Here is an 11,803-nt window from a genome sequence, read left to right on the forward strand (position 1 = left end):
CATCGGCAGGGGGGGGACGGCCACCCCGCTCAGCCCGCGAGACCGGCGAGGTCGGACAGGTTCGAGAGGAAGGAGAGGACGCCCGTGCCGATGCCGACGATGCCCGTGACGAGGCCCGCGGTGGCGAGGCCGCGGCCGGTGCCGACGCTCTCGGCGGCCGTCCGCCCGCGGACGCCGAACACGATCGCGAGGATCGAGGGGACCAGGAACGGGTTGACGAGGATGCTCGCGATGCCCAGGACGAGGCTCGCGATCGCCAACGGGTTGCGACCGGCGGTGGAGGGCGCCGGCTGCTGGGCGTACAGCCCGGGCTGCGGCGCGCTCGCCTGTCGATCGGAGGCACTCGGCGTCCCGTAGAGAGGGATGGACGAGGCGGGCGGCGCTGCGGGACGGGAGCGGCCGGTCCATGCCGCGCCGTCCCAGTAGAGCTCCGCTCCGATGTCGGCCGGGTGGGGGTACCAGCCGGGCGCGGGAGCGGAGGGGGAGTCGTCGGGCATGCGCCGATTCTAGGGCGCGGCGGCGGAGCCGCTCGCCGGAGTGGCGCCTCAGCCCTTGGGCTGCTCGATGCCCAGCGCGTTGCCGTCGGGGTCGAGGATCCAGGCCGCCCAGACGTCGCCGCGGTCGGCGATGCCGTTCTCGGTCCGCAGCTCGTCGGAGTCGTAGTCCTGCGGCACGACACCGCGCGCGGCGAGGTCGTCGAGCTCGGCGCGCAGATCCAGCACGCGCCAGGCCGCCTTCGTCTGCTCGTCCTGCGAGCCGACGGTGCTCGCGGTGACGGTGAAGCGGGTGCCTCCGGCGGCATAGGCGATCGCGGCGTCGCTCTCCTCGAGGATCGTGAGCCCGAGGGTCTCGGCGTAGAAGGCGCGGGAGGCCGCGGGGTCGGTGGTGAGCAGCACGGGGCAGAGGGGGTGGTCGGAGAGCACGGGGTGCCTTTCGTCGCGGGGCGCGGCGGTCGCGCTCTGCCAGCCCACGCCGTCCGCGGGCTCCGGGCAAGGGGCTTGAACCGAGTCCGCCGCCCGGGGGTCCTCGCGTGGGACACTGCGGTATGGCCGAGGACACCGCCCGCATCCACCCGTCCGCCGACGTCGATCCGAGGGCGCAGGTGGGGGCGGGGACGCTGATCTGGCATCTCGCGCAGGTGCGCGAGGACGCTCGCGTCGGCCGGGAGTGCGTGATCGGCCGGGGCGCCTACCTCGGGCCCGGCGTCGTGGTGGGAAACCGCTGCAAGATCCAGAACCACGCGCTGGTCTACGAGCCCGCGGTGCTCGCCGACGGAGTGTTCGTCGGGCCGGCGGTCGTGTTCACGAACGACCTGCGGCCGCGGGCGGTGACTCCCGACGGTGCGCTGAAGTCGGCCGACGACTGGGAGGCCGTCGCGGTCGTCGTCGAGGAGGGGGCGGCGATAGGCGCTCGGGCGGTCTGCGTCGCCCCGGTGCGGATCGGCGCGTGGGCGATGGTCGCCGCGGGTGCCGTCGTCGCCTCCGACGTGCCGGCCCACGCTCTCGTCGTCGGAGTGCCGGCCCGGCGGATCGGCTGGGTCGGCCGGGCGGGGGCGCGGCTCGTGGCGGAGGCCGACGGGGTCTGGCGGTGCCCCGAGACGGGCGAGGCGTACGTCGAGCGGGACGGGGTCCTCGCCCCGGTCTGATCTCCGCCGGGAGGGGGCGGAGGCTCCTCCCCAGCGATGTCGCGCGCCCGTTCTCCACATTCCGGCGCGGGGCGCGAGGCCGGACGGGCCGCTGTCGGAGGTCTGCGGTGCGATGCCGTCACGAGCATCCCGCACCTCCTCTCGACGTCCCCTTCCCCCGGCTGGGCGGCGGCCGTCTCAGCGACGGCTGAACACGGCGGGTCCGCGTCGCTGGGCGGGCTGGGGGCGCCGACGGGCGAGCTCGGGCGGAGCCGGGGGGAGGATCGGAGCCGGCGGTGCCGCGGGAGGGGCCATCGGGCCCGTCCTCCTGCCCTCGATCGCGCGCGCGAGCGACACGGCGGCGAAGAGGAGCACGAAGCCGCCGGCCCCGACCATGATCACCGCGCGGAGCCGGTCCGAGATCTGCTCGGTCGCCTTCAGCGGGGTCTGCACCTCGAGCGCGGTGAAGAGGTAGCGGTCATCGGCGCCGTTGACCGTCTGGATGCTGCGGAGCGTGTCGACGAGCATCCCGCCCAGTGCCGCTGTCGTGTCGAGCGACTGACCGGCGCTCGGTGCGTCGGCGGTCACGCTCAGCAGGAGCCCCTGACCCGACCACGCCGAGCGCTCGACGGCGAACTGCGTGCTGAGCCCCTGCGCCGCCAGCGCCTCCGCGGTGCCGTCGCTGTTCAGCACGGTGACGAGGACCTGCGCGGCGAGCGAGTTGTCGGAGGAGCGGAGGTACGGATTGTCGGAGTTCAGGGCCGCGAGCGCCGGATCGGCCTCGAGCTCGGCGTCGGTCGGCAGCTGCGGGTTGACGATGGCGTAGGTCGCGGTCGAGGCGTAGGTGCGCGGCGACAGGACGAGCACGTAGGCCATCCCGGCGACGGTGAGCGCCAGGACGACGGCGGCGAGGAGGCGGTGGCGCCAGAGGGTGCGGAGTACGGAGACGGGGTCCATCAGGACTGCCTTTCTGGGGAGTGGTCGATCTCGCCGATGACGCGGACGCGAGCGTCCGTCGACAGGGCGGAGGGGAGTCCGAGCTCGGCGCGGACGAGGAGCCAGCAGCTCCCCGAGAGGCCGAGCACGAACGGGAACAGCAGGGCGAACACCGGGAAGCCCAGTGAGTCGAAGGTCGCGGACGCGACCGCGGCGACCGTGGCCGAGGCCGCGACGCTCCCGGTCAGCGCCCGCAGGCGGGGCTCGCGCGCGAACTGCGCGGCGACGAGACCGAAGAGGGCCGGCACGACGAAGTACGCGACGACCGCGGCGGCGCCGACCAGCCCGAGGGTGATCGCCGAGCCGAGGTACTGGTTGTCGAGGATCAGCGTCGCGTCGTCGGGCAGGTACGTGCCCGGCCCCGTCCCGAGGACCGGGTGGTGAGCGACGAGCGCGGCGACGCGCGGGTAGTTGTCGAGCCGGTTCGTGATCGAGGAGTCGCTGGTCCCCGCGCCGATCGCACCGGTCAGAGTGCCCAGCAGACCCGGGGTGGCCACGAAGAACGCGGCGACGGCGATCGGTGCGAGCAGATAGCCCCACCGGCGTGCCGCGCGCGGGAGGAAGACCAGCGCCACGCCCATCCCGACGACGAGCGAGAGCACTCCCGATCGCGACACGGTGAGGGCGACGGCCGAGAGCAGCAGGACGCAGGACGCGATCCGCAGCCAGCGGGCGGTGCGCCCGTCGTAGATCAGCCGCCACACGGCGAGCGGCAGCAGCATCGACGAGACGACGGCGAGCTCGATCGGATGGAAGGTGGTGCCGGCCACCCGGGTGAGTCCGTCGCGGTCCTGGAACGGCGTGCTGCCTCCGTTGTCGACGAAGCCGACCATGGCGCCGCGGATCAGCTCGACGGGATCGGTGTGCGTCGTGAACTGCATGATCGCGATCACCGCGCAGAGCGTCGCGGCGTTCACGAGCGACCCGATCAGGATCCGCGCGTGCTCGAGGGTGCGCACGCTCTGCGTCGTCACCAGGGCGATCCCGGCGGAGGCGAAGAGCATCAGCAGCCACCGGTCGGCGCTCAGCTGCCCCTCGCCGCTCCGGGTGATGGTGTCGCCGCTCGCGTACCGGACGTACGAGAGGATGCTCGCCCCGAGCAGGAGGGTCAGCGCGAGACGGCCGGGGTGCCGCATCGGCACGGGGTCGTGCAGTCCGAGCAGGGCCGAGGCGAGCCAGGCCACCGCGAGGACGAGCGCGAGCACCATCGCGAGGTATCCCGACGCGCCCAGCGGTGCGAGCACCTCGTCAGCGGGGGTGAGGAACAGCGCGTAGGCCGTGAGGCGCAGGAGGGTCGGCGGTCCGGTGCGCTCGAGGGTGGTCGTCACGGCTCAGACCTCCCTGCGCTGCGAGGGGTCCTGCTGCGGGGCAGCGACGCGGGTCGTGTCGTCCCGTGTCCACCCGGTCGTGCTCCCGCTGCGCAGCCGGCTCGCCACGGCGAAGCCGGCGTAGACGGCCGCGTCGGCGAGCTGCCGCGGGCCCTGCGCCGAGCGCAGCAGGGCGAGGGCGGTCCGTCCACGACGGCGCTCGCCGGAGGCGGCCTGCTCGGCCAGCTGCACCGTCCCGCGGTGGGAGCGGCGCAGCACCCCGACCAGGCTCGCCGTGGTCTGCGGGACCCGGACGACCGCCGGAGCCGACGCCACGACCGCGCGCTCCGCGGGGGCGAAGCGACCGTCGACGTACTCGTCGTCGGCGACGAGCGAGGGGAACGCGCCGATGCGGTCGTGCCCGGGGCCGCTCACCGCGTAGCCGCCCGCGCCCCACAGGGCGGTCTGCAGCGAGGGCACCCGCGAGCGGGCGCGGTAGTAGGCGCGGACGAGCGGATCCGCACCCGTCGCGTCGTGGACCGCCGACGGACGCGCGGCGAGCAGCCCGCCGCGGGTGAGCGCCTGGAAGACGTTCCACACGGCGTCGGCCGTGACGTCGACGTCGGCGTCGAGGTACAGCCGCGGCCACGACGTCGCGACGGCGTCGCCCGCGTTGAGGGCCGCGGTCTTCGACGCCTCCGCGAGCTCGACCACCGAGACGCCGGGGAACGAGCGGGCGATGTCGGCGGTCCGATCGGTGCAGGCGTTGCACACCACGATCACCTCGAGCGATCCCGCTGCCGCTGCAGCCGCGAGCGGCGCGAGGGTCCGCCCGATGACGGCGGCCTCGTCGTGGGCGGGCACGATCACGGAGCCCGTGGGGTGGGGGAGCGCGGGCGAGCGGCTCGGCGCGGCACTCGGCACTCCCGCGAGGTGCGGGCCGACGGCGAGGGCGACGGCGGCCCGGCGGTGCGCCCGCCCGCGCTCGCCGGGGAGGAGGGCGCGCGCCGTCTCCGCGGCCAGGACGACGAGCCGGAAGGTGGCCGTGTAGAGGGCCCCGTGGAACTTCGCGACGTAGCGGACGCGGTTCACCGCGAGCAGGGCGGCGAGCGCGCTCGACTGCCCGGAGCCGCCCTGCTCGTGGACCACCTCGGCCGTCGGCTCGAACCACACCGCGGCGCCCAGATCGCGCGCCCGGCGGAAGTAGTCCGTCTCCTCGGAGTAGAGGAAGAAGCGCTCGTCCCAGTCGCCGAGACGGGCTGCGACGAGCGAGTCGATCAGCACGGCCGCACCGGTCGCCCAGTCGATCGCGTGGGCGTGCCGGTAGCTCTCGGGGTCGCTGTCGGTCTCGCTCGAGAAGGCGGGGCGGTCCGGGAGCCTGTCGCCGAGAAGGGCGTCGCCGAGGGCGCGCAGCCGGGTGGGCTCGCGGCGGAGCGAGCGGGCGGGCGCCCCGCTCGCCTCGCGCAGCAGCGGCACGACGATTCCGGCCTCCGAGGTGTCCATCCGGGCCAGGAGACGGGGGATCGCACCCGGCAGGACGACGAGATCGGGGTTGAGCACGAACAGGGCGCCGGCGTCGCCCGCGTGCCTCCGGGCGATGTTGACGGCCGCGGCGTAGCCCACGTTGCCACCGGCGTCGATGGCCACGACATCGGGGTGCGCGGCGGCCCGGGCGAGCGAGCCGTCGTCGGAGGCGTTGTCGACGACGACCACGCGGAGGCGGACGCCTCCCCGCGCCTCCTCCCGCAGGCTCGCGATCAGGCGGTCGAGGTTCGCGGCCGAGCGGTAGCTCACCACGAGCGCGGCGACGTCGGCGGGCTCGCCCGGCCCGACGAAGCGCCCCTGCTCGGTTCCGCTGCCCGCGGGGAGGGCGGGCTGGCGCTCGCCGTGCACGTTCGGCTCCCGATCGACAGTGGTCGTGCTGTGCAGCCGCAGGCGGCCGTAGGCGAGGGGGCCCTCGACGAGGTAGCGGCGGGCGAGACGGCGCGGCTCGAGCGCCAGGCGCCACAGCCACTCGACGCCGCGGTCGGCGACCCACTGCGGCGCCCGCCGCACGGAGCCGCCGAGGAAGTCGACCGCGGCGCCGAAGGCCAGCAGGACGTGCGCCCCGGTCCTCGGGCCGTGCTCGTCGATCCAGAGCTCCTGGCGGGGCTTGCCCAGGCCGACGATGAGCAGATCGACGGCCGCGCCGCGGATCGCCTCGACGAGTCCGGCGTTCGCGGCCGGGTCGGCGAGCTGCTCGCGGGTCGGCGACCAGAGCCCGGCCAGCACCAGATCGGGGCGCTCCTCGGCCAGCCGCGTGCGCAGCCGCTCCTGCGCCTCGACCGAGCCGCCCAGCACGCCGACGCGGACGCCGTCGACCGCGGCGCGGTCGAGCAGGGGGCCGATGAGGTCGCTGCCCGCCAGCCGGGGCCAGGAGGTTCCCGTGAGTCGCCGGGCCTGGGTCGCGATCGGGGTGCCGTCGATGAGGGAGAGCCACTCGACGGGACGCTCGGGCCGGGTCGTGTCGGAGGCGGTCCGGTCGGAGGCGGCCTCCGTCCACTCCGCGGCCCCCTCCCCGTCCGGCAGCAGCACGAGTGTGGCGGGAGCGCCGGCGCCCGGGTCGGTGCGCTGCTCCAGCACGTGCCGCCAGCGGCCGCCGTGCCCGAAGTGGTTGACGTGGTCGACGTTGACCGAGAGCACGCCCAGCGGGGCGTCGTCGGTCGACGCCGCGCGCGCCGCGATGGTGCGGACGGCCTCGTCGTGCTGGGCGAGATCGACGGGGGCGCCGCCGAGGACGACGCGCCGGATCTGATCGGGGGTCATGGTTCAGTTCTCCAGAGGTGCGGTGGCGGAGGCGAGGGCGGGGCGGCGCAGCTCGTCGAGCACGACGCGCTCGACGACCTCCTGAGCCGGGCCCCAGCCGTGGCGGACCCCGGCGGCGATCACGCGGCCGGGTCGGGGGTGGTCGACGGCACGGCCGAGAGCCGCCGCGATGCCCGCGGGCGTCGGAGCGGCCCAGACGGCGCCGGTCTGCGGGAGGTCGGCGCGGGCGTCGACCGAGTCGTTGACCACCGCGACGACGCCGCAGGCGAGCAGCTCCTCGGCGACCAGCGAGATGTTGGTGAACGAGAGGGCGATCCCGGCGGAGCAGCGGTTGTACAGCGCGGCGAGCTCGGCGGGCGCGAGGGTGCCGTGCTCGATCACCGGAACGTCCCAGGCGCCGGGGGCGGTCCCGTAGACGTGGATCGGCACCGTCGGGTGCGCCTCGTGGAACAGGGAGAGCGCGCGGCGCCCCAGGAGGTAGCCGCGCCGGTCGGCGGACGGCTTCGCGTAGAAGACGACTCCCGAGCGCTCGCCGTCGGCGTTCTGCAGCGTGTAGGTGCGGGTGTCGCAGCCGAAGGGCGCCAGGTCGCTCTCGATCCCGAGCCCGTCGAGGTGCGAGCGCACCATCTCGCCCAGCGCGATCATCCTGAAGCCGAACCGGTAGCTGTCCTCCGCGAGCGCGGCGAGGGTGCCCCGCGGGTGGAAGAACGGCTCGAAGTCCTGCACGAAGTACAGGCGCGCCATCGGAGCGGTCCCTCGGGTGGCGAGGACGTGCGCCGTCTCCCACGAGGTCGCGATCGCGGCGTCGACCCCCACGATGCCGTCGTCGGCGCTGCGGATGTCGACGTCGAGCCACGGCCACGACGCGCGGATGATCGCGGCGCGCTGCTCGAACTCGGCTCCGTGCCGGTCGTAGAGGAAGAGGGTGCAGCGGTGACCGCGCTCCACGAGCCCCTGGACCATCCGGAAGAGGGTCGTGTGGCCGCCGGAGCCGCGGTCGGGAGGGGTGCAGATCCAGCCGAGGGCGGCGGGGCCCTCGACGGGTCCGGGGGCCCCGGGCAGGCGGAGGGTCGCCGAGTCGGCGATGTCGCCCGGGAGCAGCGGCATGTCGAGCTCGCCGACGCCGACACGGTCGCCGAGGGCGCGCACGGCGCGCTGCACCAGGTCTCGGCGCCCGGTGGTGCGGAGCCGGCGGACGAGTTCGCGGGGCACGCGGACAGCGCGCATCAGAAGCTCCCCTCGCGGTGCCAGCGGCGCCACGACCGGTCGGTGCGCAGTCGGCGCACCACCCGCTCGGAGAGGAAGCGCGGGGCGAACCGCGCGCCCGGCTCCGGGGAGAGCAGGCGCGACTGCAGTCGCTCCCACTCGGGCAGCCAGGCCGCGTCGCGGAAGACCGACCGGGCGAACTCCCGGTGCTCGTCGAGCTCGGCCCTGGTCGCCCCTCCGCTGTCGAAGTGCTGCGCACCCCGCTCGAGCGCCGAGCGCGCGAGGGCGATGCGGGCGAGCTCCTCCAGCTCGGCCGCCTCGGCGAGGGGTCCGCCCGGAGCGGCGAAGAAGGTCTCGAACGCGAGCAGACGCTCGCGCAGATCCCGGAGCGGCGTCACGACGTCCGACCGGCTGCCGGCGTGCTCGCGGTGCCAGGCCTGGTCGGCGCCCTGGATGTAGGCGACATCGGCCGCGGCCGAGAGGCGGAGCCACAGCTCGAGGTCGTAGGTGTGCGGCAGCGGCCGCGGCCAGCCGACGCGGTCGAGGACCGAGCGGCGCACCAGCACCTCGGGGGAGGTGATCACGTTCAGACCCGTGCGGCAGCGCTCGTGCAGCCAGTCCTGACCGCGCCAGAGGATCCACGCCGTGGAGGTGCTGCGCGCCGTCGGGCGCTCGGCGCCGTCGGTGAAGTGCAGGGGGTGTCCGTAGACGAGACCCACCGACGGGTGGGTCCGGGCGACCGCGACAGCGCGCGCGAGCGCTCCCGGAGTGATCACGTCATCGGCGTCGAGATACCACGAGAACTCGCCCGTGGCGGCCGACAGCGCGACCAGGATGCTCCCGACCGGTCCGCGGTTGCGCGGGCTCGCGATCACGGTCACCCGCGGATCCTCGGCAGCGATCGTCCGGGCGACCGCGAGCGAGTCGTCGGTCGAGCGGTCGTCGACGATCACGACCTGGACGTCGACTCCCTCCTGGACGAGGGCGCTCGCCGTGGCCTCGCGGAGGTAGCGCCCGTAGTTGTAGAGGGGGATGAGCACCGAGACCGTCGCGGACGACGTGTCGGCGGCCGTCACCGGGACGACCCGGCCCGACCGCGCTGCTGTCTCCGGAACGGCGGAGGTCCTCATCGCAGCGCCCCGACCCGGAGCGCGCCGACGAGCGACTGGGCGACGTACTCCTGCTGCGCCGCGGTGATGCCCGGGAACAGCGGGAGGGTCAGCAGCTCGCCCGCGAACGCCTCCGCGTTCGGCAGGGCGACGGCGGGCCGGCCCTCGCGGAGGAAGGGGCTCATCAGGTGCACCGGCTGCGGGTAGTGCACACCGGTCGCGATGCCGGCCGCGCCGAGCACCTCCCGCACCCGGTCGCGCTGGGCGGTGCGCACGACGTACAGGTGGTGCACATGCTCGTTCCCGGCCGCCGTGCGCGGCAGGGCGAGCCCGCCGACCTCGTCGAGCAGCTCGCCGTAGCGGGCCGCGGCCTCGCGGCGCTGCCGGTTCCACTCGTCGAGGTGGGCCAGCTTGGCGCTGAGAACCACGGCCTGCAGCGAGTCGAGCCGCGAGTTCGTGCCCAGCACCTCGTGCCGGTAGGCGGTGAGGCCGCCGTGGTTGCCGAGGCGGCGGACGGCCGCGGCGAGCTCGTCGTCGTCGGTCATCACTCCGCCCGCGTCGCCGTAGGCGCCGAGGTTCTTGCCCGGGTAGAAGCTCGTCCCGGCGATCGCGCCGAGGGAGCCGGCCCGGGCCCCGAAGCGGCGCGCGCCCTGGGCCTGCGCCGCGTCCTCGACGATCGTCACCGCGGGGCCGAGGGCGGCCGCCAGCTGCTCGACCGGGGCGCACTGTCCGTAGAGGTGCACGGCCATCACGGCCCGGGTCCGCGGAGTGACCGCGGCGGCGGCGGAGGCGACGTCGATCAGGTAATCGTCGTCGCAGTCGACGAACACCGGAGTCGCCCCGGCCCGCATCACGGCCTCGGCGGTCGCGACGAAGGTGTTCGCCGGCACCAGGACCTCGTCGCCCGGGCGCAGCTCGAGGGCGAGCAGGGCCAGCTCGAGCGCGTCGGTGCCGTTGCCGACGCCGACGGTGTGCCGGACTCCGCAGTAGGCGGCGAACTCCTCCTCGAAACGCGTCACATCGGGGCCCCGCACGAACGACGACTCGGCGAGGACGCGGTCGAAGCCCTCGCGGACCACGTCCGCGACGACGAGGTGCTGCAGGTGCAGGTCGGCGAGCGGGACGATCGGCTCGGAGTAGGTCATGATGCGGTCCTTCGGTCGGAGGCGGAGAGTTCGCGCACGCGGCCGAGCAGCCAGGTGCGCAGGAGCAGGAGGTAGACGAGACCGCCGATCGCGGCCCCGGTCAGGAGGGCGAGCCAGTCGGCGTCGAGTCCGACGGCGCCGAGGGCGACGGGGACGAGCGCGGCGGCACCCGCGGCGAGCGCCGAGGCCAGCGCGGGAGGCAGGAGGGAGCGGCCGATGGCCGGGAGGTCGGCGCCGATGGTGCGCAGCAGCCAGACGAAGGCCGGCCCGACGACGAGCGCCGCGACGGCGATCTGCGCCCATGCCGCTCCGACGAAGCCGCCGAGGAGCACCGCGGGGACGAGCGCGAGAGTGAGCGAGGCGAGCCACACCCCCTGGACGACGGCGACCCGGCCCGACCCGCCCTGGGCCAGGGCGGCCGAGCTGAAGAGGTCGTAGACCACCCGCAGGGCGCCGACGAAGCCGAGCAGCGCGAGCGCACCCGCGGCGGGAGCCCATGTCTCGCCGTAGACGACGCCGACCAGGGGGCCGGCGAGCACCGCGAGCAGCGCGCCGAGCGGAGCGGCGAGCGCCCAGGTGAGACCGGCGGCGGCCGCCAGGGGGGCCGGCCGTCCCTCCTCGTGTGCGCGCGAGAACGCGGGGAGGGCGACCGAGCGCACCACCTGGCCGACCGCGGTCATCGGCCAGGTCGAGATGTTGAAGGCGAGCACGTAGTAGCCGAGGGCGACCGGATCGATCAGCCCGGCTATCACGACCTTGTCGGTGCCGAGCACGCCCCACGAGATCAGGTTGGCGATCGCCACCGGCAGACCGAAGCGCAGGGCGGAGGGGGCGACGGAGCGGTCCCAGCCGAAGCGCGGCCGCTCGCGGGCGGCGAGGAAGAGGAGCACGAGGGTGCAGCTCTGCGCCGCGACCCGCGCGATCGCGAGGGAGAGCACTCCGGTGCCCGCCGCGAGCAGCGAGAGCGTGATCGTGGTCGACACCGCGAAGTCGACGGCCGCGATGAGGAACAGCGGGCGCTGCGCGAACCGGCGCTGGAGGGCGGCGTACGGCGCGACTCCGGCGCCCGCGAGCGGGAGGGTGATCGCGAGGACCGCCGTCACCCCCGCCGACTCCGGGGATCCCGTCATCGCCGCGATCGACGGCGACGCCGCGGCCATCGCCGCTCCGAGCGTCCCGCCGAGCACGAGCCCGAGCACCGACACCGTGGGGGCGCGGCGCTCGGGGTCGGCCGAGCGGATCAGGTCGGTGCTGAGTCCGAAGTCCGAGAGCGCCATCAGCACCGACTGCACGGTGAGTGCCAGGGCGTAGACGCCGAAGGCCTCCGGCGCGAGGATCCGGGCGAGCACGATCCCGAGACCCAGGCTGCCGAGCCGGAGCGCGATCGTGCTGAGCGCGCTCCAGCCCAGGGCCGAGACGATCCTGCGTCGACCGACGCCGGTCAGCGTCGCGGTCACGGGTCCGACCTCCTCAGCACCGCGCGGACCCGGTCGGCGCCGAGCTCGAGCCGGCGCCGCGAGGGGGTCTGCTCGCCCTCGCCGCGGCGCACGAAGCGGCGCCACTCGCGCGAGTCGACGACCGCCGGCCAGCACTCGGCGGCGACGGAGGCGA

Annotated in this window: 10 protein-coding genes; 1 reads left to right on the forward strand and 9 read right to left on the reverse strand. The window is 75.0% G+C overall.

The genetic code is table 11. From position 1 onward, the window contains the following. Positions 1–29: 29 nt before the first annotated feature. Complete coding sequence (locus GRS92_RS13595; RefSeq protein ID WP_159857244.1) at positions 30–497, reverse strand: DUF4190 domain-containing protein; 468 nt, start codon at positions 495–497, stop codon at positions 30–32. A 48-nt stretch (positions 498–545) separates the two neighbouring features. Further along, positions 546–971 (reverse strand): VOC family protein, encoded by a 426-nt coding sequence (locus tag GRS92_RS13600; RefSeq protein WP_159857246.1) that lies wholly within the window; start codon positions 969–971, stop codon positions 546–548. Positions 972–1,045: 74 nt separating this feature from the next. Here GRS92_RS13600 and GRS92_RS13605 point away from each other — a divergent pair, with 74 nt between their 5' ends. Then, positions 1,046–1,645, forward strand: a complete 600-nt coding sequence (locus GRS92_RS13605; RefSeq protein WP_159857248.1) for an acyltransferase — start codon at positions 1,046–1,048, stop codon at positions 1,643–1,645. Between the two features lie 177 nt (positions 1,646–1,822). Here GRS92_RS13605 and GRS92_RS13610 read toward each other — a convergent pair whose 3' ends face one another. Genes GRS92_RS13610 through GRS92_RS13640 form a run of 7 tightly spaced genes read right to left on the reverse strand, consistent with a single transcriptional unit; the run spans position 1,823 to position 11,649 of the window. Then, on the reverse strand, positions 1,823–2,581 hold the full coding sequence (locus GRS92_RS13610; protein WP_159857250.1) for a chain-length determining protein: 759 nt from the start codon (positions 2,579–2,581) through the stop codon (positions 1,823–1,825). Further along, positions 2,581–3,948 carry an O-antigen ligase family protein gene (locus GRS92_RS13615; protein WP_159857252.1) on the reverse strand — a complete coding sequence of 456 codons (1,368 nt, stop codon included), beginning with the start codon at positions 3,946–3,948 and terminating at the stop codon, positions 2,581–2,583. Before GRS92_RS13615 ends, GRS92_RS13610 begins: the two co-directional genes overlap by 1 nt. 3 nt (positions 3,949–3,951) lie before the next feature. Beyond that, complete coding sequence (locus GRS92_RS13620; RefSeq protein ID WP_159857254.1) at positions 3,952–6,732, reverse strand: WecB/TagA/CpsF family glycosyltransferase; 2,781 nt, start codon at positions 6,730–6,732, stop codon at positions 3,952–3,954. Between the two features lie 3 nt (positions 6,733–6,735). Next, positions 6,736–7,959 carry a rhamnosyltransferase WsaF family glycosyltransferase gene (locus GRS92_RS13625; RefSeq protein WP_159857256.1) on the reverse strand — a complete coding sequence of 408 codons (1,224 nt, stop codon included), beginning with the start codon at positions 7,957–7,959 and terminating at the stop codon, positions 6,736–6,738. Then, the gene (locus GRS92_RS13630; RefSeq protein WP_159857258.1) at positions 7,959–9,068 is read right to left on the reverse strand and encodes a glycosyltransferase family 2 protein; all 1,110 of its coding nucleotides are present in this window, start codon (positions 9,066–9,068) and stop codon (positions 7,959–7,961) included. Before GRS92_RS13630 ends, GRS92_RS13625 begins: the two co-directional genes overlap by 1 nt. After that, positions 9,065–10,192 (reverse strand): DegT/DnrJ/EryC1/StrS family aminotransferase, encoded by a 1,128-nt coding sequence (locus GRS92_RS13635; protein WP_159857260.1) that lies wholly within the window; start codon positions 10,190–10,192, stop codon positions 9,065–9,067. The genes GRS92_RS13630 and GRS92_RS13635 overlap by 4 nt, the downstream gene beginning before the upstream one ends. Beyond that, positions 10,189–11,649 (reverse strand): oligosaccharide flippase family protein, encoded by a 1,461-nt coding sequence (locus GRS92_RS13640; RefSeq protein WP_159857262.1) that lies wholly within the window; start codon positions 11,647–11,649, stop codon positions 10,189–10,191. The genes GRS92_RS13635 and GRS92_RS13640 overlap by 4 nt, the downstream gene beginning before the upstream one ends. Positions 11,650–11,803 lie beyond the last annotated feature (154 nt).

Source organism: Rathayibacter sp. VKM Ac-2754 (assembly GCF_009807095.1).
GTDB lineage: Bacteria > Actinomycetota > Actinomycetes > Actinomycetales > Microbacteriaceae > Rathayibacter.